At 45.7% G+C, this 20,777-nt stretch carries 26 protein-coding genes, 1 tRNA gene, 2 rRNA genes and 1 pseudogene; 2 read left to right on the forward strand and 28 right to left on the reverse strand.

The genetic code is table 11. The annotated features are described in order from the left end of the window. Nucleotides 1-16 precede the first annotated feature (16 nt). The 5 genes from NZ043_RS05505 to NZ043_RS05525 form a co-directional block, all read right to left on the reverse strand. A tRNA-Ile gene (locus NZ043_RS05505) sits at nt 17-93 on the reverse strand. A 36-nt stretch (nt 94-129) separates the two neighbouring features. Beyond that, nucleotides 130-246, reverse strand: a 5S ribosomal RNA gene (gene rrf / locus NZ043_RS05510). A gap of 106 nt (nt 247-352) precedes the next feature. Next, a 16S ribosomal RNA gene (locus tag NZ043_RS05515) occupies nt 353-1,905 on the reverse strand. 478 nt (nt 1,906-2,383) lie between these two features. Beyond that, nucleotides 2,384-2,614, reverse strand: coding sequence for a hypothetical protein (locus NZ043_RS05520; RefSeq protein ID WP_017692114.1), 231 nt, complete (start codon nt 2,612-2,614; stop codon nt 2,384-2,386). A gap of 153 nt (nt 2,615-2,767) precedes the next feature. Further along, complete coding sequence (locus NZ043_RS05525; protein WP_133387517.1) at nt 2,768-3,385, reverse strand: stage II sporulation protein M; 618 nt, start codon at nt 3,383-3,385, stop codon at nt 2,768-2,770. A 122-nt stretch (nt 3,386-3,507) separates the two neighbouring features. On the opposite strand from NZ043_RS05525, the gene pdaB reads away from it, so the two are divergent. Further along, nucleotides 3,508-4,284, forward strand: a complete 777-nt coding sequence (gene pdaB, locus NZ043_RS05530) for a polysaccharide deacetylase family sporulation protein PdaB (RefSeq protein ID WP_124118831.1) — start codon at nt 3,508-3,510, stop codon at nt 4,282-4,284. Nucleotides 4,285-4,383: 99 nt separating this feature from the next. Here pdaB and NZ043_RS05535 read toward each other — a convergent pair whose 3' ends face one another. Continuing rightward, on the reverse strand, nt 4,384-5,016 hold the full coding sequence (locus tag NZ043_RS05535) for a KinB-signaling pathway activation protein (protein WP_133387518.1): 633 nt from the start codon (nt 5,014-5,016) through the stop codon (nt 4,384-4,386). A 125-nt stretch (nt 5,017-5,141) separates the two neighbouring features. Here NZ043_RS05535 and gerD point away from each other — a divergent pair, with 125 nt between their 5' ends. Then, nucleotides 5,142-5,894 carry a spore germination lipoprotein GerD gene (gene gerD, locus NZ043_RS05540; protein ID WP_133387519.1) on the forward strand — a complete coding sequence of 251 codons (753 nt, stop codon included), beginning with the start codon at nt 5,142-5,144 and terminating at the stop codon, nt 5,892-5,894. Between the two features lie 89 nt (nt 5,895-5,983). Here the strand turns inward: gerD and NZ043_RS05545 are convergent, their stop codons facing one another. The 22 genes and pseudogenes from NZ043_RS05545 to rplF all read right to left on the reverse strand — a co-directional run bounded on the left by NZ043_RS05545 (nt 5,984) and on the right by rplF (nt 20,761). Continuing rightward, nucleotides 5,984-7,084: an Mrp/NBP35 family ATP-binding protein gene (locus NZ043_RS05545; RefSeq protein ID WP_091039175.1), complete on the reverse strand. Its 1,101-nt coding sequence runs from the start codon at nt 7,082-7,084 to the stop codon at nt 5,984-5,986. Between the two features lie 79 nt (nt 7,085-7,163). Continuing rightward, on the reverse strand, nt 7,164-7,919 hold the full coding sequence (cwlD, locus tag NZ043_RS05550; RefSeq protein WP_133387520.1) for an N-acetylmuramoyl-L-alanine amidase CwlD: 756 nt from the start codon (nt 7,917-7,919) through the stop codon (nt 7,164-7,166). 68 nt (nt 7,920-7,987) lie between these two features. Continuing rightward, nucleotides 7,988-9,156: pseudogene (gene sat, locus NZ043_RS05555) on the reverse strand (sulfate adenylyltransferase). Nucleotides 9,157-9,179: 23 nt separating this feature from the next. Further along, the gene (locus tag NZ043_RS05560) at nt 9,180-9,872 is read right to left on the reverse strand and encodes a phosphoadenylyl-sulfate reductase (protein WP_091039173.1); all 693 of its coding nucleotides are present in this window, start codon (nt 9,870-9,872) and stop codon (nt 9,180-9,182) included. 786 nt (nt 9,873-10,658) lie between these two features. Next, complete coding sequence (gene rpsI / locus NZ043_RS05565) at nt 10,659-11,051, reverse strand: 30S ribosomal protein S9 (protein ID WP_017692105.1); 393 nt, start codon at nt 11,049-11,051, stop codon at nt 10,659-10,661. A gap of 19 nt (nt 11,052-11,070) precedes the next feature. Further along, a complete protein-coding gene (rplM, locus tag NZ043_RS05570) occupies nt 11,071-11,508 on the reverse strand; it encodes a 50S ribosomal protein L13 (RefSeq protein ID WP_024633564.1) in 438 nt (145 codons plus the stop codon). A gap of 205 nt (nt 11,509-11,713) precedes the next feature. Then, nucleotides 11,714-12,487 (reverse strand): tRNA pseudouridine(38-40) synthase TruA, encoded by a 774-nt coding sequence (truA, locus tag NZ043_RS05575; RefSeq protein WP_076216861.1) that lies wholly within the window; start codon nt 12,485-12,487, stop codon nt 11,714-11,716. A gap of 159 nt (nt 12,488-12,646) precedes the next feature. Then, on the reverse strand, nt 12,647-13,012 hold the full coding sequence (rplQ, locus tag NZ043_RS05580) for a 50S ribosomal protein L17 (protein ID WP_017692102.1): 366 nt from the start codon (nt 13,010-13,012) through the stop codon (nt 12,647-12,649). A 34-nt stretch (nt 13,013-13,046) separates the two neighbouring features. Then, complete coding sequence (locus tag NZ043_RS05585) at nt 13,047-13,991, reverse strand: DNA-directed RNA polymerase subunit alpha (protein WP_017692101.1); 945 nt, start codon at nt 13,989-13,991, stop codon at nt 13,047-13,049. 136 nt (nt 13,992-14,127) lie between these two features. Next, the gene (rpsK, locus tag NZ043_RS05590; RefSeq protein WP_017692100.1) at nt 14,128-14,523 is read right to left on the reverse strand and encodes a 30S ribosomal protein S11; all 396 of its coding nucleotides are present in this window, start codon (nt 14,521-14,523) and stop codon (nt 14,128-14,130) included. A 19-nt stretch (nt 14,524-14,542) separates the two neighbouring features. After that, nucleotides 14,543-14,911 (reverse strand): 30S ribosomal protein S13, encoded by a 369-nt coding sequence (gene rpsM / locus NZ043_RS05595; RefSeq protein WP_062329455.1) that lies wholly within the window; start codon nt 14,909-14,911, stop codon nt 14,543-14,545. Between the two features lie 20 nt (nt 14,912-14,931). Next, nucleotides 14,932-15,045, reverse strand: a complete 114-nt coding sequence (gene rpmJ, locus NZ043_RS05600) for a 50S ribosomal protein L36 (RefSeq protein ID WP_003333770.1) — start codon at nt 15,043-15,045, stop codon at nt 14,932-14,934. A 152-nt stretch (nt 15,046-15,197) separates the two neighbouring features. After that, nucleotides 15,198-15,413: a translation initiation factor IF-1 gene (gene infA, locus NZ043_RS05605; protein ID WP_017692098.1), complete on the reverse strand. Its 216-nt coding sequence runs from the start codon at nt 15,411-15,413 to the stop codon at nt 15,198-15,200. A gap of 3 nt (nt 15,414-15,416) precedes the next feature. After that, on the reverse strand, nt 15,417-15,725 hold the full coding sequence (locus NZ043_RS05610; protein ID WP_091039171.1) for a KOW domain-containing RNA-binding protein: 309 nt from the start codon (nt 15,723-15,725) through the stop codon (nt 15,417-15,419). A gap of 10 nt (nt 15,726-15,735) precedes the next feature. Continuing rightward, nucleotides 15,736-16,488, reverse strand: coding sequence for a type I methionyl aminopeptidase (gene map / locus NZ043_RS05615; RefSeq protein ID WP_036607191.1), 753 nt, complete (start codon nt 16,486-16,488; stop codon nt 15,736-15,738). A gap of 3 nt (nt 16,489-16,491) precedes the next feature. Then, complete coding sequence (locus tag NZ043_RS05620) at nt 16,492-17,136, reverse strand: adenylate kinase (protein WP_036607188.1); 645 nt, start codon at nt 17,134-17,136, stop codon at nt 16,492-16,494. Nucleotides 17,137-17,226: 90 nt separating this feature from the next. After that, nucleotides 17,227-18,525 carry a preprotein translocase subunit SecY gene (secY, locus tag NZ043_RS05625; protein WP_047841120.1) on the reverse strand — a complete coding sequence of 433 codons (1,299 nt, stop codon included), beginning with the start codon at nt 18,523-18,525 and terminating at the stop codon, nt 17,227-17,229. After that, nucleotides 18,525-18,965, reverse strand: a complete 441-nt coding sequence (rplO, locus tag NZ043_RS05630; RefSeq protein WP_017692093.1) for a 50S ribosomal protein L15 — start codon at nt 18,963-18,965, stop codon at nt 18,525-18,527. Before rplO ends, secY begins: the two co-directional genes overlap by 1 nt. A 43-nt stretch (nt 18,966-19,008) precedes the next feature. Continuing rightward, on the reverse strand, nt 19,009-19,194 hold the full coding sequence (gene rpmD / locus NZ043_RS05635; protein WP_017692092.1) for a 50S ribosomal protein L30: 186 nt from the start codon (nt 19,192-19,194) through the stop codon (nt 19,009-19,011). Nucleotides 19,195-19,207: 13 nt separating this feature from the next. Beyond that, a complete protein-coding gene (gene rpsE / locus NZ043_RS05640; RefSeq protein WP_017692091.1) occupies nt 19,208-19,705 on the reverse strand; it encodes a 30S ribosomal protein S5 in 498 nt (165 codons plus the stop codon). Between the two features lie 27 nt (nt 19,706-19,732). Further along, nucleotides 19,733-20,101 carry a 50S ribosomal protein L18 gene (rplR, locus tag NZ043_RS05645; RefSeq protein ID WP_017692090.1) on the reverse strand — a complete coding sequence of 123 codons (369 nt, stop codon included), beginning with the start codon at nt 20,099-20,101 and terminating at the stop codon, nt 19,733-19,735. A gap of 117 nt (nt 20,102-20,218) precedes the next feature. Beyond that, nucleotides 20,219-20,761 carry a 50S ribosomal protein L6 gene (gene rplF / locus NZ043_RS05650; protein ID WP_017692089.1) on the reverse strand — a complete coding sequence of 181 codons (543 nt, stop codon included), beginning with the start codon at nt 20,759-20,761 and terminating at the stop codon, nt 20,219-20,221. Nucleotides 20,762-20,777: the final 16 nt, after the last annotated feature.

The following is a 20,777-nucleotide window of genomic DNA, read 5'->3' on the forward strand; positions in this document are numbered from 1 at the left end:
AGTTTAAAGGTATAGATGGTGGGCCCTGGTGGACTCGAACCACCGGCCTCACCCTTATCAGAGGTGCGCTCTAACCAACTGAGCTAAGGGCCCACATTATATATACTATTTGAACCCAAAATGGGTTACACTTGGCGGCGTTCTACTCTCCCAGGACCCTGCGGTCCAAGTACCATTGACGCTGAAGGGCTTAACGGTCGTGTTCGGGATGGGAACGTGTGGAACCCCTTCGCTATCGCCACCAAACGTTTGAGAGTTTGAGCTCTCAAAACTGAGCAACGAGTGAGTAACTAGCCGACCTGGCTAGATTTTATATTTGAATGTTTCCGTTGCAGGAAACGATTCTCCATAGAAAGGAGGTGATCCAGCCGCACCTTCCGATACGGCTACCTTGTTACGACTTCACCCCAATCATCTATCCCACCTTCGGCGGCTGGCTCCTTGCGGTTACCCCACCGACTTCGGGTGTTATAAACTCTCGTGGTGTGACGGGCGGTGTGTACAAGACCCGGGAACGTATTCACCGCGGCATGCTGATCCGCGATTACTAGCAATTCCGACTTCATGCAGGCGAGTTGCAGCCTGCAATCCGAACTGAGACCGGCTTTGTTGGGATTGGCTCCATCTCGCGATTTCGCAGCCCGTTGTACCGGCCATTGTAGTACGTGTGTAGCCCAGGTCATAAGGGGCATGATGATTTGACGTCATCCCCACCTTCCTCCGGTTTGTCACCGGCAGTCTATCTAGAGTGCCCACCCGAAGTGCTGGCAACTAAATATAAGGGTTGCGCTCGTTGCGGGACTTAACCCAACATCTCACGACACGAGCTGACGACAACCATGCACCACCTGTCTTCTCTGTCCCGAAGGAAAGGTACATCTCTGTACCGGTCAGAGGGATGTCAAGACCTGGTAAGGTTCTTCGCGTTGCTTCGAATTAAACCACATACTCCACTGCTTGTGCGGGTCCCCGTCAATTCCTTTGAGTTTCAGTCTTGCGACCGTACTCCCCAGGCGGAGTGCTTAATGTGTTAACTTCGGCACCAAGGGTATCGAAACCCCTAACACCTAGCACTCATCGTTTACGGCGTGGACTACCAGGGTATCTAATCCTGTTTGCTCCCCACGCTTTCGCGCCTCAGCGTCAGTTACAGCCCAGAGAGTCGCCTTCGCCACTGGTGTTCCTCCACATATCTACGCATTTCACCGCTACACGTGGAATTCCACTCTCCTCTTCTGCACTCAAGTCACCCAGTTTCCAGTGCGATCCGGGGTTGAGCCCCGGGATTAAACACCAGACTTAAATGACCGCCTGCGCGCGCTTTACGCCCAATAATTCCGGACAACGCTTGCCCCCTACGTATTACCGCGGCTGCTGGCACGTAGTTAGCCGGGGCTTTCTTCTCAGGTACCGTCACCTTGAGAGCAGTTACTCTCCCAAGCGTTCTTCCCTGGCAACAGAGCTTTACGATCCGAAAACCTTCATCACTCACGCGGCATTGCTCCGTCAGGCTTTCGCCCATTGCGGAAGATTCCCTACTGCTGCCTCCCGTAGGAGTCTGGGCCGTGTCTCAGTCCCAGTGTGGCCGATCACCCTCTCAGGTCGGCTACGCATCGTCGCCTTGGTGAGCCGTTACCCCACCAACTAGCTAATGCGCCGCAGGCCCATCCCCAAGTGACAGATTGCTCCGTCTTTCCAGTTTCCTTCAGGCGAAGAAAACAATTATTCGGTATTAGCTACCGTTTCCGGTAGTTGTCCCAAACTTGAGGGCAGGTTGCCTACGTGTTACTCACCCGTCCGCCGCTAAGTATCAAGGAAGCAAGCTTCCTATCAACTCCGCTCGACTTGCATGTATTAGGCATGCCGCCAGCGTTCGTCCTGAGCCAGGATCAAACTCTCCAATAAAGTATTGAAAAGAGCGATAAGCTCATTTGAATCTGACGAGATTAAAAATCTCATTTGTGCTCCAGCTGATTCAAGCCAAGGCTTGTCTCAAACTTTCGCGTTCATTCTGCAAGCAGAATGTTTACTCACTCGTTGTTCAGTTTTCAAAGATCAAACATTCAATTTAGTGCTGTTTTTCATGTTGTTGTCGTTTCAGCGGCGACTTTTATAATATATCATGTTGAAGTTCTCTTTGCAAGCATTATTTTTTCGATTATTTTCAATCGCTTTATTTTCGTGCTTGTTTCAGTGAACCGCTCCTAAAAAAGGAACGAAAATTAATTTACCATATGAAATCAGATAGGTCAACCCTTTTTCGACAAAAAGTATGAACCCCTTAACAATTTCACATTCTCATGGTTCAGAGGTACAGCACCCACTATTAAGAGCCGCACCTCACTTCCACTATTGTAAATCGAATATATGACCAACTTCAGCATTACGGCTTCGACTTTTTTAGCTTCCCACCTCTTGCATACTTGGACAACTCTTTTGGCGGGGCAAAGCGTGCATACATGCGGAACACAGTCTTATATCGGCTCGCGATAGCATATTTGATCTCTTGGTCAAGACGATTATCACTCAGATCGAACAGCATTTCATCTAATTCTTTACGCAGCACATAGTCTAGTTCCTTGCATTCCTTCTCGTTAAACAACATACCCAGCATTAGAGTTCTCCTTTTTGTGCATAGCCTCTTTATCACACTTACAGAAGTTCCATGCAGCACCTCGTGCATTCGCTTTTTGTAGTGCTACTGGAACCCGTTTTATTGTTATGGTCAACTTTCTGAAAATTTATGAATGCCAACCATCACAAAATTTTATCCTCTCACCAGAGTATACGTAAGTGTGCTTTCGATGATTGCTGCAACCAGAAGCAAGATGACAACCCAGAAAGATGCCGTTAACGTCCTATTCATGAATGCTCTCCACCGGGTACCCATCGTATTTCGCTTGTCACTTCCAAGTTGTACAAGGCTTTTGATAACCAGACCACCAAACTTCAGTCCGAAGGCGCAAGCAATAATAATGACCGGAATCTCAATAATGCCATGCGGAAGTAAACCTTTAACCACAATATCATAGAAGCTTGCCCCATAATTCATCGTGGTGTGCACCACAAATCCAAGGACCATCCCATTGATCAGCAGGAAGATAACAGGCAGAATACCGAAAAATATGCCGGCATAGATGACAAGTACACTTTTGATGGCATTATTGAAAAAGATGAACAGGAAGAAGTTCCACTGCACATTGCCCCCCTGCTCCAGCCGTTCACTGACTTCACGTAATCCTCCGATTTGGTTCAACAATAGTTCTTCCAGTGGCCCTGTACTCACCCATCCTGCCCCTATACCAACAGCAAATAAAACTACGGACCAGATTAATGCACTGCGGATGGAACCAAGATCTCTAAGAAATGTACTGAATTTTAACATAATAACCTCCTGTAGAATCTAAAATGATGGACAAACAAGGTTCCGTTACGAATAACTGGGGAGTACGAGCATACATTGGAGAGTAAACAAGCATTTCTTATGGGAGAGGGGCGCTTATTGAAATGAACTCGTTCTATGTATTTAGCGGCAAAAAGATTAAACGGTACCTGATTGTCCTCGTTGCTGCCATCTTTGCGATCGGTATTATTTATCTGGAGAGTGGCAATGTCTCCGTATTCTCGGAGGAAGCACCATCAGCCGTCTACAGCGTTCCAACCGAGAAGAAGGTAATTGCACTTACCTTTGACATTAGCTGGGGAGATAAACGGACGGAGCCGATTCTGAAAGTTCTTCAGGAGAATAAAGTGCAGAAGGCAACCTTTTTCCTTTCCTCCCCCTGGAGCAAGACACACCCCGAAATTGTTACTGCGATCAAAGAGGCTGGATATGAAATTGGCAGCCATGGTCACAGACATGAGAACTACAGCAGCCTGACCGAGGAAGAAATTCGCAAAGAAATTTCGACAGCTCATAGCATTTTAACCGATTTAACGGGAAAAGAACCGAAATTAATACGTCTGCCCAACGGGGACTTTGACAAGCGAGTGCTTCAGGTAGCCAATAGTCTGAATTATCAGGTTGTGCAGTGGGATACCGACTCCTTGGATTGGAAAAACCCGGGTGTACAGACGATTGTTGATCGCGTAGTAAGCAAAGCACATCCAGGGGACATCGTACTGTTGCATGCAAGCGATTCTTCTAAACAAACTCATGAAGCACTGCCTGTCATTATCGACAAATTGAAAAATCAAGGATATGAATTCGTTACTGTCTCGGAATTGCTGAACCATTCCAGTGTCGAGGGCAAAGAAGTTCGTGACCAAGCCAGCGGTCAATAATTGGTAGATTGCTTGAGCTACAGCTCAAATAAGAGTGTAAAAGTTGAAAAGAGCTAACCAGGTTAGCTCTTTTTGGTATGTTTTTATGCAAAACGAATACTATGCTCGGCTTTCTTTCAACTGTTCTGCCTTTCCACTTGCACTCCGGTTCGTAGATACATCCACCAGCCTGTGCAATATCAGCATTTGGTATGCATTACATAAGAGCAAGGGAACCACAATAAATATGGTTGCAGCATTCACATCAATACGTAATACGCCAATCGTCTCCACTATGGTGACGGCAATCATGAAAAAGAGTGTAGGTACAAGCGCGGAGATATGAGTGAGCTTTACTTTAACGTAAGCGGTAACAATTGCGGCTGCCAAAATAATGATACCTAACACAATATCCGATATGCGCTCCCGGTCTCCCCCAACAAACAGGCGTAAGAACATCACGTCAAGCAGGGCTAACACCGTTAGTACAATCTGCACGATCTGCCAACCGCGCTTTGGAAATACACCTTTACCCATATAATTCAATATCAGATATGCAAAGAAACCCATTTGTGAATACACGCTGATCATAACCCCTGATCCAAATAGGATCAAAAGATACAGAAGAAAATCATTTAATCCATTTGTTTTCTCCCCGTTCACCAGCATCATAATCAATCCTGTACCCAATGCTCCCGCGGCCCCGATAAGCAAGGCTGTCCAAAACAGGAAAAACCATCTACGTAAATTCAAAAGTTTTCCACCCCCGAGTGTTTATTTTACCAACCTTCTCAGCAAAAAACCATCATTGCTCAACATATTTCCCCCTTTCCCATCACATACTACATCCAGTATCTAATCAAGGAGGGATTGTACACATGAAACGGCCTTTGTGGCAGCTATGCTGTGTCGTACTGGGGCTATCCGTCATGCTTGCCGGCTGCGGTTCAGATCAGAGTTCTTCGCCTCCTCAGGGCAGTTATAAAGAGATGAAAACAATGGTTGTAGATATTTTGAAAAGTGACGAAGGCAAGAAAGCGGTGGAGGAAGCTCTTACAGGTCAAAGCTCATCTAGCGGAAGCAGCGGTTCTGAAGAAGGCGGCGGTTCGGGTGGCGCTTCAGGATCCATTGGTATGAAAATGTTAATGCCTGTGCAATCTTCGGAACAAATACGTATTGCAGTAAAAGATACCATCACAGCTCCCGAATATAAGAAGGAGTTCGAAAAGATCATGACTGATCCGCAGTTTGCGGGTGAATTTGCCAAAGTGATCAACGCACAAAGTAAACAGCTTCATATGCAATTGATTAAAGATCCCACATATCAAAAGTCTGTTGAAGCCATCATGAAGTCACCTGAGGTATCCAAGATGTTCATGGATATGACGAAGACTCCGGATTATCGTAAACAGACGATGACTGTCATGCAGGAAGTGATGCAAAACCCGTTGTTCCGCATGGAAGTACTCACTTTGCTCAAGAAGGTAGTACAGGACGAATTGCAACCTAAAGTGGAAAGTGGCGGACAACAGGGGCAAGAGCAAGGCGGACAGCAAGAGGGTCAGGGCGAAGGTGGTAGTGATGGCGGAGATGGTGGAAGTGGAGATTCTGGCAGCGGTGGAGGTTCATAAACAGTAGATGTTGGTATATTACAGAAACTGAAAAGCCTGCATCCGAATGGTGGACGCAGGCTTTATTTGTATTTATAACACTCATACCATTAGAATTTGGATTCAATGGACCGGGCAACTTCATCGTAGATAGCCCCTATACGGGAACCTGCTTTGTATACAGAAGGTGAAAAATCAGGCTCGGAAGGATGATTATCCGGTGTGCCTAATGGAATCTGGGCAAGCAAGCTTGTATGCAGACTTTCCGCAAGTCTTCCCCCGCCTCCACGACCAAAGACATAATCCTTCTCTCCGCAACTGCCACACTCATAGTAAGCCATATTCTCAACCACACCAAGTAACTCATGGTCGGTCTGAATGGCCATCGCACCCGCACGCGCTGCGACAAAAGCTGCTGTTGCATGCGGCGTGGTAACGATTATTTCCTTGCTCTGTGGCAACATCTGATGCACATCCAAAGCAACATCTCCCGTTCCTGGTGGCAAATCCAGTAATATATAATCCAATTCGCCCCACTGGACATCCGTAAAGAATTGACGCAACATCCTACCTAACATGGGTCCACGCCAGATTACCGGATTATTCTCCCGAATAAAGAAGCCCATCGACATGACTTTAACGCCGAAACGTTCAACCGGTTGAATAACGCCATCTTCAACGACCGGATATTCTTCAATCCCCATCATGTCGGGTACACTGAAGCCATAGATATCCGCATCAATCAAGCCCACTTTCTTGCCTTGTCGTGCCAATGCTGCAGCGAGATTAACGGTTACCGTTGATTTACCAACGCCACCTTTACCACTGGCCACAGCAATAAAACGAACACCTGATTCAGGACTTAACAACTCATGTCCATCTAGACCCGCTGCGTGACCTTTTACGAGCACTTCTTCCCGATCTGGCTCATCATCGGGTTGTCCCATATTCAGGCTCTCACGATCATGCTCAGAAGCTGCACGCACACGAATATGTACATCCTTCAGTCCGTGCTGGGACAACAGATTACGCGCTGCATCACTCAAGGCTGTTGTATCCTCAGGTCGATTTTCCAGTGTCACTATGGTCAGAGCCACATGATTTTCTTTCACCATAATATCTCGAACCCATTCCAGTTCGGTCAGACTTACTCCCAATTGCGGTTCTTGTAATGGCTGTAATAGTTCAAGTATCTGTTCTTTTGATAACATCAGACAGCACCTCAGCTTTATCTATTGGCATGTAATTAGGTATGCTGATCCAATTATATCATTACCTTTCTTGTTCTGACTAACTTTTAGGCCGTTCTCCTGAGGAATATCTAAGAATTCCATTATAGATTGAAGCAGCTACCTTGCGTTGATAAGCTTCGTCGGCAAGCATACGTGCCTCTTCCGGATGAGAAAGGAAACCCACTTCTACCAACGCTGAAGGGATCTTCAGAGCCTGTAACAGATAAACCGTATTCACCGTTTTTGCGATTCGATCTGTATTCTCCAGATTACGAACCATCTCTTGTTGAAGCAGATTAGCCAAACCTTCGTTATCCGGATGGTTAGTTGTATAGAAAACCTGCGCTCCACTCCATCGGTTGGAAGGGACACTGTTCATGTGAATGCTAATAAAGAGATCTGCTTGCTTATCCTCTATCCGCCGTACTCTTTGTTTCAGATCTTCCGTCTTGCGTTTGGAGTACCCCTTGGTGTCCGATTCCGCCAAATCAGTGTCTATTTCTCGTGTCATCACCACTAAGGCCCCTGCCTGTTGCAAATAATCTCTCACATACAGGGCGATAGACAGGTTGATATCTTTTTCAATAACCCCCTGTTTACTTACCGCTCCTCCATCTGGACCTCCGTGTCCTGCATCAATGGCAATGACTTTACCCGCCATCGGCAAACTCCAATAACCTGACGTCTTGGCGGAAGGCAGCTCATAGGACATTACCGCCACTAACATGGCCAGCAGACAGAGACTCAGCATGACCCTTTTGAGTGTTTTTAGCCTAATCCAGACTACAAAGTGTTTCCCCATATTTTTACGCATAAAAAAACCACCTCGTCCCTATAAATGACTCTAATCATCTATATGGGACAAGATGGACAAATATACCGCTAGGACCGGACTTGCTCCGCCATTCCTTCAATCAGCACCTCAGCTACCTCAGGACGTGTAAATTCAGGTGGAGGGCACTGGCCGTCACGGAGCAACCCGCGTACTTTGGTGCCGGAAAGCGCCATATGATGTTCTTTATCATGTGGACAAGTTTTGCTGGATGCCATGTTTCCACATTTGGTACAGAAGAAAGTATGTTCGAAGAACAGCGGTGTGATCCCCAGTTCCTCTGCTGTAAAGTTAGTAAAGATCTCCTGTGCTTCATATGTTCCATAATATTCACCCACACCCGCATGGTCACGACCAACAATAAAGTGGGTACACCCGTAATTTTTGCGAACCATCGCATGGAAATAGCTTCACGTGGACCGGCATACCGCATGGCTGCGGGGAACACACCAAGAAACGCACGATCAGCCGGGTAATAGTTCTCCAGTAATACCAGATAACTCTTCATCCGAACATCTGCGGGAACATCGTCGGACTTCGTCTCTCCCACAAGCGGATTCAGGAAGAGTGCGTCTGCAAATTCCATAGCGCTCTTCTGGATGTACTCATGAGCCCGATGGACCGGATTAAGTGTGTGAAAACCAACTACCGTCTTCCAACCCTTCTCCTGAAAAATCTTCCGGGTATCTGCAGGATCATAATAGAATTCTTCAAATTTCGAAGGTTTTGGACGGTTCAACACTTGGATTGGACCTCCTACGTATGTTGCAGGGCGCTCCAACAGTTTTTCAACACCAGGACGCTCGGGATCATCTGTTTTGAATACACGCCGGGCTTCTTCACCCTGATCCACCTGGTATATACTTTGGACTTCAAGCAATCCATAAGTGACTCCATCTTGATCACCAACAAGTTTCACACGTTCACCAATCTGGATGGATGCGGCTTGTTTATCGTCAACAGCAAGTGTGATTGGTATACTCCAGGCTGTTCCATCGGCGAGACGCATGCGAGACACCACCGAAAGGTAATCTTCCTCATTCAAGAAACCTTCAAGTGGTGAGAACGCACCCACACCAATCAGATCCAAATCTGATATCGTCCAGGTATTAATACGCAAAGAGGATAAGTGTTTACTGTCTTGCAACAATTGCTCCCGTTCTTCTCCTTGTACGATACGCTGAACCAGCGTACCTCCATGTGGCAGAATCGATGTCATCTTGTCAGTTCCTTGTGTATCTATTATTTATGAAGGCCACATTCCGTTTTATCATTACCAGACCAGCGTCCAGCACGAGGGTCCTCGCCAGGCATAACCTGACGTGTGCAATGCTCACAGCCAATACTCGGGTAGTTCTGATCATGTAGAGGATTATATACAACGTTATTGTCACGAATATATTGCCATACATCCTCCGTCGTCCAATGTGCAATCGGATTAAACTTCATCAGGCCAAATTTTGAATCATACTCAACCTTCTTGGAGTTTGCACGAGTTGGTGCTTGATCTCTACGAATACCTGTAATCCATGCATCATACTGAGAAAGAATTCGTGTTAACGGTTCGACTTTGCGAATGTTACAGCACGCATTGGGATCAGACTTCCACAACTCTTCACCGTGTTGAGCTGCCTGCTCTTCCGGAGTAATCTTAGGTGACACGCGTACAAATTCAAGGTTGTAGTTCTCTTGCATCTTATCACGTGTTTCATATGTTTCTTTGAAGTGGAAATCAGTATCCAGATAAAAAATATCTGTGGATGGGCTGATCTTCTGCAACATATCTACAAGTACAACATCTTCCGCACCAAAGCTACATGCAAAAGTGATATTAGGAAATGTTTCAATAGCATAACGAATAATATCCTCTGGACTAGCATGTTCCAGTTCCTCTGCCTTCGTCCGTGCCAATTCTTCTTTCTCCAACAAGTTCATCTGTGAATTTCCCCCATTCTGCATTTCAATACATCTTAAAGCCGACTAATCTAATATGAATTATGTTTAGTATAAATCTTTCAATGCGGATGTCAATGCCTGCCATATGGTAAAATAAATCAGTTTTTGCCCATTTTTGATTGTCGCTCTAACACAATATTCTGGTTCAATTTATCCATTTCTCAGTTCATGAGACAAAAACAATGATGTTGGTCCAAGTCATTGGTCAGATGATAATACATCTCTTCGGCTTGGAAAGTTTTGCTGCCGCTAGGTTTGGACAGTTCTTGCAGGCAAAAGCAGCATCAAAAAATGACTAGTCGATTAAAAATAAAGAAAAAGAAGATGAAGTTTTAAAGGGAGGTGAGTGACGACATATAGCGATTGATATGTAAGGGACTTTTATCGTTTCTATAAGAAATACTGATGAGGCTTGCTGCAGTAAAGCATTAAGTGCAAAACCAGTAAACCAAATGCTTTAAGAAATCCAGCGTGAGCGCCAATTGATGATTTTATAAGAAGGTGTTGATCGTGTAGTGAGTGATGGGTAAGCGAAAAAAGAATGATCTAAAAAGATTAAAGAGGTTCAGTAAGATGTAGATGTATTAACGTACATATTATAGGGCTGTATTGAGGGACATTAAAAGAAGATTGAAAAGGCAATGAAGGAAAAATGCACAAGCATGTGGAGGGATATCAGAGATATTACAAAAACAGATACTGTATAAGGCTGAATCGTCATGAATATATAAAAAAGCCTTTGACCGAGGCCAAAGGCTTTTAATATTAACGTTTGGAGAACTGAGGTGCGCGACGAGCCGCTTTAAGACCGTATTTTTTACGCTCTTTCATACGTGGGTCACGAGTCAGGAATCCTGCTTTTTTCAGGGATGCACGGTATTCCGGATCTGCTTTCAACAGAGCGCGGGAGATACCATGACGGATTGCGCCGGCTTGACCGGAGATTCCGCCACCATGAGCAATAACAAGAACGTCATAGTTGTTGAGCGTTTCTGTCAAGTTCAGTGGTTGTTTTACGATCAGTTTGAGTGTTTCCAAACCGAAGTATTCATTAATATCACGTTTATTGATGACAATGCGTCCTTCACCCGGTACAAGGCGAACACGTGCTACCGAATGTTTACGACGACCTGTCCCATAGTATTGTACTTGTGCCATGAAACTGTCCTCCTTTTAATTAACCGCGAAGTTCGTAAACTTCTGGTTTTTGTGCTGCATGTGGATGCTCAGTGCCTCTGTACGCTTTAAGTCTCAACTTCATTTTCTCGCCCATGCGAGTTTTAGGAAGCATACCGCGAACAGCCAATTCCAACATACGCTCAGGTTTGTTTTTAACCATCTCTTCAGCAGTAGTTACTTTCAAACCACCTGGGTGCATAGAGTGACGGTAGTATTTTTTACCTTGCATTTTCTTACCAGTCAATACGATTTTCTCAGCATTGATGATAACAACGAAATCGCCAGTGTCCACATGTGGAGTGAATTGTGGCTTATGTTTGCCGCGAATCAAAGCAGCTGCTTCGCTCGCCAAACGTCCGAGGGTTTTGCCTTCAGCATCAATGATGTGCCATTGGCGCTCAACTTCGTTAGGCTTCGCCATGTACGTAGTACGCATGAAAAGTTCCTCCTTAAAATGTTCAAAATCATCATTTTCATTTATCTTCGTTCGTTAAGTTATAACTTTAGGTGTTGATGGATTGTAAATTTGATGTGAACCTCTTAATTGGGGCTGTGGGAAAGCCATTAAGAAAACACAACTTTTATATTACATGATAGGCGATTAAATCGCAAGTGTTAATTAAGCTTTTCACTCACCAAATTTAATCTTTTTTGTATTCAAGATCCCAGAGCATTAAACCGCAGCTAACTGCAGTAGGTCCTGCAGCAGATCGATTGCATGCAGCAATCATATTTGGTACATCAGAGGCTTTCCGTTTGCCCTCTCCGATCTCCAGCAGTGTCCCAACAATAATACGAACCATATGCTGCAAAAAGCCGTTACCACTCACATAAATGTGAATGACACCCTGATCGCGTGGATGGTCTCTGCACATTGATCGGTCCACTTCCATCCATGCTTCGTATACCGAACGGACATGATTCTCTTTTTGAGACTTGCGTGAAGCAAAAGAGGTGAAATCATACGTCCCTATGAAATGTCGTAAGCCCTCCTGCATTGCCATAATATCAAGCTTCGCATGATGATGATATTGCAATCTTCTGTTGAATACATCCGGGAATTGATTCGCATTGACTGTATAACGATACGTTTTCTTTTTCGCTGCATAGCGAGAATGAAAATCAGCCGAAACTTCAATCGCATCAATAACGACAATATCGGAGGGTAATCTGGAGTTGAGTGCAATACACCAACGTTCAATCGGGATCTGGGACTCCGTAGGAAAATTGAAGATTTGTCTGCGGGCGTGAACACCTGCATCTGTTCGGCCTGAACCTGTAATTTTAACCTTCTCACCGGTTAAAGCACGAATCGCATCTTCAAGATGATCCTGAATGGTATTCCCACCCGGCTGTACTTGGAAGCCGTAATAGGCAGTGCCATCATAAGTTAACGTCATACATAAGTTCCGCATTATTACCACACCTTTGTTCCATACTATACATATCCCTATCCCGAACAGCAAAAGAAGCCCCTTACGGAGCTTCTATTACAGCACGAATTCCGAAATGAAGAGAAAAAAAGGGTTAATCCAGAATCGTTGATTCTGTCCCCTTTCCTCATCTCATCTGTTTTACGCGCGGTCTACCAGTTCCAAGTAAACCATTGGCGCTGCGTCACCACGACGAGGTCCCAGTTTCAAGATACGAGTGTATCCACCTGGACGCTCAGCGTAACGACCGGACAATTCGCTAAACAGTTTTTGGATTGCATCTTGCTCACCATCGATAGTTTCGCGGCGAACATAAGCTGCCACTTGGCGACGGGCATGAAGATCTCCCTTTTTCGCTTTAGTGATCAGTTTTTCAGCAATAGAGCGAACCTCTTTTGCTTTCGCTTCAGTTGTCTGAATGCGTTCGTATAAGAACAGGTCGGTTACCAGGTCACGGAACAAAGCTTTACGTGCGCTGGAATTACGGCCCAACTTTTGGTATGCCATTGTTTTCCCTCCTTCACTTCAAGCACTCGGCTGTCTATTCTTCTGTACGGAGTCCCAAACCAAGTTCCTCAAGCTTCTCTTGAACTTCTTCCAAAGACTTGCGTCCGAGGTTACGGACTTTCATCATGTCTTCTTCCGTTTTCGTAGTCAGCTCTTGCACGGTATTAATACCGGCACGTTTGAGGCAGTTGTAGGAACGAACAGAGAGATCCAGCTCTTCGATCGTCATTTCGAGTACTTTTTCTTTTTTGTCTTCTTCTTTTTCGACCATGATCTCTGCATCTTTCGCTTCGTCTGTAAGACCCACGAAGAGCATCAGATGCTCAGTCAAAATTTTAGCGCCGAGGCTTACAGCCTCTTCAGGACGAATACTTCCATCAGTCCAAACTTCCAACGTGAGCTTGTCATAGTTGGTCACTTGACCGACACGCGTATTTTCCACAGCGTAGTTAACGCGACTGATCGGGGTGAAGATGGAATCGACTGGGATGACGCCGATCGGCTGGTCATCGCGTTTATTCCGATCTGCCTGGACGTAGCCGCGACCGCGATTGGCAAAAATACGCATGTGAAGTCTCGAACCTGGTCCGAGCGTAGCAATGTGCAAATCCGGGTTAAGGATTTCCACATCGGAGTCAGCACGGATATCTCCAGCCGTAATTGCTCCTTCGCCTTCAGCATCAATCTCGAGCACTTTCTCCTCGTCCGAATGAATCTTAAGCGACAAAGCTTTCAGGTTAAGAATAACCTCCGTTACATCTTCCATTACGCCAGGAACTGTAGCAAATTCATGCAGAACGCCATCGATTTGAACCGAAGACACTGCCGCACCCGGCAGTGACGAGAGCAAGATTCGGCGAAGCGAGTTTCCAAGCGTCGTACCGTATCCGCGCTCAAGCGGTTCTACTACGAATTTCCCATAGGTGCCATCATCGTTGACGTCTACCGTCTCAATTTTCGGCTTTTCGATTTCAATCACTGCAATACCCCTCCTTCAAAACGTCGGTCCTCTATGAAACATTTACCTTCTCTTGCGAAAACATGTAGTAGTATGCCTAAACAACCATTATTAGCAGATTGTGCCGGAAATATACCACACGCAGGGGCAAATCTCATTAGACACGACGACGTTTTGGAGGACGGCATCCGTTATGCGGGACTGGAGTTACGTCTTTGATCAGGTTAACTTCAAGACCAGCAGCTTGCAAAGAGCGGATCGCTGCTTCACGGCCTGCGCCTGGTCCTTTAACCATAACCTCAACGGCTTTCATCCCATGTTCCATTGCAGCTTTGGCAGCAGTCTCAGCAGCCATTTGTGCAGCAAACGGAGTCGATTTACGGGAACCTCTGAATCCGAGGCCGCCGGAGCTTGCCCACGAAATTGCATTTCCGTGAGGATCCGTAATAGTAACGATAGTGTTATTGAAAGTGGAACGGATATGCGCCACGCCAGATTCAATATTCTTACGGTCACGACGTTTAGTACGTACGACTTTTTTCGGTTTAGCCATTTTCTCTTATCCCCCCTTATTATTTCTTCTTGTTCGCTACTGTACGACGAGGACCTTTACGAGTACGAGCATTCGTTTTCGTACGTTGTCCACGAACAGGCAGACCACGACGATGACGAACTCCACGGTAACAACCGATCTCCGTCAAACGTTTAATATTCAAAGAGATTTCTCGACGCAGGTCACCTTCTACTTTGACCTCTTTATCGATACTTTCACGCAATTTGCTGACTTCATCTTCCGTCAAATCACGAACACGAGTGTCCGGATTGATGCCTGTTGTGCTCAGAATTTTCTGGGAAGTCGTTTTACCGATTCCGAAAATATAAGTCAAGGCGATCTCAACGCGCTTATCACGTGGCAAATCCACACCAGCTATACGTGCCATTTTACGCTACCCCCCCTTCTTTAACCTTGTTTTTGTTTGTGTTTCGGATTTTCACAGATAACCATAACATTCCCTTTGCGGCGAATGACTTTGCATTTTTCGCAAATCGGCTTGACCGAAGGTCTTACCTTCATGTGAATTACCTCCTCAAAGTTTTGCTAAGCAAAACCCTCTTCGTAAGCATTGACCTTGTTCTACTATTGTAAAACCGGCTTCGAAGCTTTCGCAAGTTTTGCCGGGCAAAACCCGCTACATAAGCTTCACAGTTCATTGCAACTGTCTACTACTATTTACGGTAAGTTATGCGACCTTTTGTTAAATCATAAGGCGACAACTGAACAACTACTTTGTCTCCAGTCAGGATACGGATAAAGTGCATCCGCAGTTTTCCGGAAACGTGAGCGAGAATTTGATGACCGTTCTCAAGCTCAACCTTGAATGTTGCATTCGGTAGCGGTTCGAGAACCGTACCTTCCACTTCAATGACATCTTCCTTGGCCATTAGTCAGTCTCCTTTCTCTTCAGCTTGAATGTTGGTGGATTCCAGAAATGAATGAACCGCGTAACGGAGCTTTCCATTTGTCACCCGACCACTCTCGTTTAAACTGTTCACAACCTCGCTGCTAATCATGGGCTGGAGTTCAAGATGAAGAAGATTCTTCTTCTTAGGTTGATCAAACTTACGTTTGTCTCCATCCGCAATATATACGAACTTACTGTCCGCTATAGCAACAATTACTGCGGCTTGGTCCGCATTGCGGCCTTTACGGATCTTCACAAGTTGACCGAGCTGCGGATTAGACTGACTGTTCATGCCTCATCACCTACGCATTCAGTTTCGTGAAAATTTCCATACCATCTGGTGTAACTGCTACGGTGTGTTCAAAGTGGGCACATAACTTACCATCAACCGTGACGACAGTCCAGTTATCTTCCAACGTTTTCACATACCGTCTACCTACGTTAACCATCGGCTCTATGGCCAGCACCATGCCCGCTTTAAGCCGTGGTCCCCGATCGGGAAGACCATAGTTCGGAATCTGTGGTTCTTCGTGCAGATCTGCGCCTATGCCGTGACCGACATATTCACGAACTACGGAGAACCCTTCATCTTCAATATATTTCTGAATCGCATGAGATATTGTAAACAAGCGAACGTCCGGTTTTACCAGCGCCAGACCTGCGTATAACGAAGCCTCGGTAACGTCCAGAAGACGACGGGCTTCTTCGGAAATACGGCCGACCGGATAAGTCCAGGCGGAATCTCCATGATACCCCTGGTACTGCGCGCCAATGTCAAACGTAACGATATCGCCCTCGTTCAACTTGCGTTTGCCGGGAAATCCATGTACCAACTCTTCATTTACTGAAGCGCACACACTGGCAGGGAAACCGTTATAACCTTTGAAAGACGGCACAGCTCCTTGACTGCGGATATATTGATCGGCCATATGGTCAAGTTCTCCAGTCGTAATACCGGGAGCGATATGCTCTGCCAAGAGACGGTGCGTTTCCGCAACAATTCTCCCTGCTTCCCTCATCAAGCCCAGTTCCGTTTCGGACTTACCAATGATCATCAATTAACCTCTCAGTAAGGACACGATTTCTTGAGAAACTTGATCGATATCCTGTTCTCCGTTCATTTGACGAAGAAGACCTTTAGTCTCATAGAACGTGAGGAGTGGTGCTGTTTTGTTGATATACTCGTCCAGTCGTGTACCTACACTCTCTTCATTATCATCAGAGCGTTGATACAACTCACCAGCGCATTTATCACAAATACCTTCCTGCTTAGGCGGATTGAATACCACATGATAAGTGGAACCACAGTTTTTACAAATTCGACGACCCGTCAAACGAGCCAGCAATTTGTTGCGATCCACTTTCAGGTTGATTACATGATCGAGACCTGAGTTCAATCGATCCAGAATGCCATCGAGCGCTTCTGCTTGCGAAAGGGTTCTTGGAAATCCGTCCAAGAGGAAACCTTCTCTGCAGTCAGGCTGCTGCAAACGTTCTTCAACGATGCCAATGGTTACATCATCTGGTACAAGCAATCCTTGATCCATATATTCCTTGGCTTTCATGCCAATGGGAGTTCCCTGTTTGATCGCGAGACGAAATGCATCGCCTGTTGAAATATGGGGAATACCGAACTCTTTCACGATGACGTCTGCTTGCGTTCCTTTTCCTGCCCCCGGAGGGCCCATGAATAGGATGTTCACGTTATGTCACTCCCTCCAAGACTACCCTACATCAACAAACAGCACAATAGGTGCCGGCAAGTAAATCTTCACTCGACCGGTACCTATTGCCTATTTATTGATAAAACCTTTGTAGTGGCGTTTGATCAATTGGCTTTCGATTTGCTTCATCGTATCCAGCGCAACACCGATAACGATCAGGAGGGATGTTCCTCCAATTTGCGCAGATTGAGGCAAACCAGAAAGTGCCCCTAAGAATACAGGCAGAACGGAAATGACTGCCAAGAAGATGGCTCCGGCCATTGTCAAACGAGTCATGACACGGGTCAGATATTTCTCGGTTGCTTTACCCGGGCGAATGCCTGGGATGTAACCGCCGTTCTTTTTCATATTATCAGCCATCTGCTGTGGATTCATCTGTACAAAAGTATAGAAGAATGTGAAACCGAAGATCATCACGACATACAGCAACATACCCAGAGGTTTGTGTGTAGTCAGGTTCTGTCCGATCCACTGTGCCCAGAGGCGATCTGCCCAGAAGTTGGCGATGATCGTTGGGAACATCAACAGCGATGAAGCAAAGATGACAGGGATAACACCTGCTGCATTAATTTTCAGCGGGATATGTGTATTCTGTCCACCGTACATTTTGTTACCTACGACACGTTTAGCGTACTGTACAGGAATTTTCCGAATCGCCTGCTGAATGTAAATGACTCCTATGATGATCAACACAATAACAATTGCGATGATAACACCTTTAAGAATATTCATAAACAGTTGGTCAGGTTGAATGAAGTCAGATTCGATCGTTTGTTTGATAATGTTAGGCACCGTAGATAGGATACCCGCAAAGATCAAGATCGAAATCCCGTTTCCTATGCCCTTCTCGGTGATCTGCTCACCAAGCCACATCAGGAATGAAGTACCGGCCGTAAGTACAATCGCGATCAAGATATAATCTGCAAATGTAGCGTTAGGCACCATCTCTGTATTGTACAAGCGGTTGAATCCGATTGACGTACCAAACGCTTGAATCAATGCCAGCCCGATGGTTAAATAACGGGTTAACTGTGCAGATTTCTTCTTACCTTGTTCACCTTGCTTTGCCCACTCCGCTAATTTAGGAATAACGTCCATGGAAAGCAACTGTACTATGATAGACGCAGTGATGTAAGGCACGATCCCGAGCGCAAATATCGAGAACTGGAAGAGCGCTCCACCCGAGAACGTATTGAGAAGTCCAAAAACTTCTTTACCCGCAGAATTTGTCGCTTCGAACACATCTTTGTTAACTCCCGGCACGGGGACAAAGGAGCCGATGCGGTAAATGATCAGTACAAAAAGGGTAAATAATACCCTTTTGCGCAGATCTTCAACCCGCCAGATATTCTTTAGGGTCTTGAACATTAAATCACCTCAGTTGTACCGCCAGCAGCTTCAATTTTCTCAATAGCAGATTGAGAAAACTTGTTAGCTTTAACAGTCAGCTTCACAGTGACATCACCGTTACCCAGGATTTTGATTCCGGATTTAGCGTTTTTAACTACGCCGTTCGTCATCAAGAATTCTGGAGTTACTTCAGTACCCGCAGCAAAACTGTTCAGGTCTTCAGTATTCACAACTGCATATTCTTTGCGAGTTGGGTTTACAAAACCACGTTTTGGCAAGCGACGATACAATGGATTTTGTCCACCTTCGAAGCCTGGACGAACTCCACCGCCAGAACGAGAATTTTGTCCTTTGTGACCGCGACCTGATGTTTTACCTGTACCACTACTTGGACCGCGACCAAGACGTTTACGTTCTTTGCGGGATCCAGGAGATGGTGAAAGCTCATGTAACTTCATCGTTCGTTGCACCTCCTTAAAGATTTGTGGGATTAACCCGTTTTTAAGCTTCTACTTCTTTAACAGCAACCAAGTGGCTTACTTTGTTAATCATACCACGGATGGCAGGATTATCGTTTTGTACCACTTTGCTATTGATTTTGCGCAAACCCAATGTTTTCACAGTTGTTCTTTGCGTCTCCGGACGTCCGATCAAGCTGCGGACGAGGGTAATTTCTAATTTAGCCATGAGAATTCCCTCCTTAACCCAGAAGCTCTTCGACGGATTTTCCGCGCAGTTTAGCCACGTCTTCAGCACGCTTCAAACGGGACAAACCTTCCAAAGTCGCATTGACCATGTTCATGGAATTCGAAGAACCCAGAGATTTTGTCAAAATGTCACCTACACCAGCAAGTTCGAGAACCGCACGTACAGGACCACCAGCGATAACACCAGTACCTTCAGATGCTGGTTTCAACAGCACGCGTCCTGCGCCGAACTTACCTGTTACCAAGTGAGGAATCGATGTTCCTACGAGTGGAACGTGTACAAGGTTTTTCTTAGCGTCTTCAATACCTTTGCGAATTGCATCAGGTACTTCGCCCGCTTTACCGATACCAGCTCCAACCCAGCCGTTGCCGTCGCCGACTACAACCAGTGCGCTAAAGCTGAAACGGCGTCCGCCTTTTACTACTTTAGCTACGCGATTAATATTTACAACTCTTTCAGTCAGTTCCAAAGTATTCGGATCTACACGCAAGTCGTTAACCTCCTTTTGAAAAATATCTTAAAACTCAAGTCCTGCTTCACGAGCCGCTTCAGCCAATGCTGCGATACGACCATGGTACAGATAACCGCTACGGTCAAATACGATGTTGGAAACACCTTTATCTTTAGCACGTTTAGCAACGAGTTCGCCAACTTTACGAGCTGATTCAACAGATGCACCATTTTTGATGTCAGTGCTCAATTCTTTGTCTACAGTAGACGCAGAAGCGATTGTTACACCAGCAACATCATCGATGATTTGAGCATACATATGTTTACCAGAACGGAATACGTTCAAACGAGGACGTGCTGCCGTTCCTTGGATTTTCTTACGAACACGAAGGTGTCTTTTCAGACGAGCCTTATTTTTATCTGGTTTCGTAATCATCTCAAAGATTCACTCCTTTCAGGTTACCTCGCTGGCTTCAAAGCAGAAGCCACGGGGTATATTAGAGACACACGAAGCAAGCAAGCCGAAAGCCGCGCAAAGGCGGTAAGAGAAATCTTATTTCTTCTTACCGGCTTTACCTTCCTTACGGATGATACGCTCGCCTTCATATTTAATACCTTTACCTTTGTATGGCTCAGGCTCACGTACGGAACGGATTTTAGCAGCGTAAGCACCTACACGCTCTTTGTCAATTCCGCGAACGATGATTTTTGTATTCGAAGGTACTTCGAATTCAATTCCCGCTTCCGGTGTAATTTCAACCGGGTGAGAGTAACCAACGTTTAGAACGATTTTATCTCCGGATTTGCTTGCACGATATCCGACCCCAACCAATTCCAGAGATTTCGCGAATCCTTCAGTAACGCCGCTCACCATATTGTTTACAACGCTACGCGTTGTGCCGTGCAAAGAACGGTGAGTTTTGTTATCGGAAGGACGCACAACTGTGATTTCGTTATTTTCAACTGTAACCTTCATGTCTTTATGAAGCTCACGAGTCAAAGTTCCTTTTGGTCCTTTTACCGTAATAACGGTGTTGTCCAGGGTGATGTCTACACCACTTGGTACTGTGATTGGTTTGCGACCAATACGAGACATATGTTGCACCTCCTAT

Origin of the sequence: Paenibacillus sp. FSL k6-2145 (genome assembly GCF_037976585.1) — a bacterium.
In the GTDB taxonomy this organism is placed as follows: Bacteria; Bacillota; Bacilli; order Paenibacillales; family Paenibacillaceae; genus Paenibacillus.

Excerpts from the sequence above, each read along its gene's own strand:
- NZ043_RS05520 (WP_017692114.1), bottom strand. The coding sequence starts at position 2,614 with ATGCTGGGTATGTTGTTTAACGAGAAGGAATGCAAGGAACTAGACTAT.
- NZ043_RS05525 (WP_133387517.1), bottom strand. The coding sequence starts at position 3,385 with ATGTTAAAATTCAGTACATTTCTTAGAGATCTTGGTTCCATCCGCAGT.
- pdaB (WP_124118831.1), top strand. The coding sequence starts at position 3,508 with ATGAACTCGTTCTATGTATTTAGCGGCAAAAAGATTAAACGGTACCTG.
- gerD (WP_133387519.1), top strand. The coding sequence starts at position 5,142 with ATGAAACGGCCTTTGTGGCAGCTATGCTGTGTCGTACTGGGGCTATCC.
- NZ043_RS05545 (WP_091039175.1), bottom strand. The coding sequence starts at position 7,084 with ATGTTATCAAAAGAACAGATACTTGAACTATTACAGCCATTACAAGAA.
- cwlD (WP_133387520.1), bottom strand. The coding sequence starts at position 7,919 with ATGCGTAAAAATATGGGGAAACACTTTGTAGTCTGGATTAGGCTAAAA.
- NZ043_RS05560 (WP_091039173.1), bottom strand. The coding sequence starts at position 9,872 with ATGAACTTGTTGGAGAAAGAAGAATTGGCACGGACGAAGGCAGAGGAA.
- rpsI (WP_017692105.1), bottom strand. The coding sequence starts at position 11,051 with ATGGCACAAGTACAATACTATGGGACAGGTCGTCGTAAACATTCGGTA.
- rplM (WP_024633564.1), bottom strand. The coding sequence starts at position 11,508 with ATGCGTACTACGTACATGGCGAAGCCTAACGAAGTTGAGCGCCAATGG.
- truA (WP_076216861.1), bottom strand. The coding sequence starts at position 12,487 with ATGCGGAACTTATGTATGACGTTAACTTATGATGGCACTGCCTATTAC.
- rplQ (WP_017692102.1), bottom strand. The coding sequence starts at position 13,012 with ATGGCATACCAAAAGTTGGGCCGTAATTCCAGCGCACGTAAAGCTTTG.
- rpsK (WP_017692100.1), bottom strand. The coding sequence starts at position 14,523 with ATGGCTAAACCGAAAAAAGTCGTACGTACTAAACGTCGTGACCGTAAG.
- rpsM (WP_062329455.1), bottom strand. The coding sequence starts at position 14,911 with ATGGCACGTATAGCTGGTGTGGATTTGCCACGTGATAAGCGCGTTGAG.
- rpmJ (WP_003333770.1), bottom strand. The coding sequence starts at position 15,045 with ATGAAGGTAAGACCTTCGGTCAAGCCGATTTGCGAAAAATGCAAAGTC.
- infA (WP_017692098.1), bottom strand. The coding sequence starts at position 15,413 with ATGGCCAAGGAAGATGTCATTGAAGTGGAAGGTACGGTTCTCGAACCG.
- NZ043_RS05610 (WP_091039171.1), bottom strand. The coding sequence starts at position 15,725 with ATGAACAGTCAGTCTAATCCGCAGCTCGGTCAACTTGTGAAGATCCGT.
- map (WP_036607191.1), bottom strand. The coding sequence starts at position 16,488 with ATGATCATTGGTAAGTCCGAAACGGAACTGGGCTTGATGAGGGAAGCA.
- secY (WP_047841120.1), bottom strand. The coding sequence starts at position 18,525 with ATGTTCAAGACCCTAAAGAATATCTGGCGGGTTGAAGATCTGCGCAAA.
- rplO (WP_017692093.1), bottom strand. The coding sequence starts at position 18,965 with ATGAAGTTACATGAGCTTTCACCATCTCCTGGATCCCGCAAAGAACGT.
- rpmD (WP_017692092.1), bottom strand. The coding sequence starts at position 19,194 with ATGGCTAAATTAGAAATTACCCTCGTCCGCAGCTTGATCGGACGTCCG.
- rplR (WP_017692090.1), bottom strand. The coding sequence starts at position 20,101 with ATGATTACGAAACCAGATAAAAATAAGGCTCGTCTGAAAAGACACCTT.
- rplF (WP_017692089.1), bottom strand. The coding sequence starts at position 20,761 with ATGTCTCGTATTGGTCGCAAACCAATCACAGTACCAAGTGGTGTAGAC.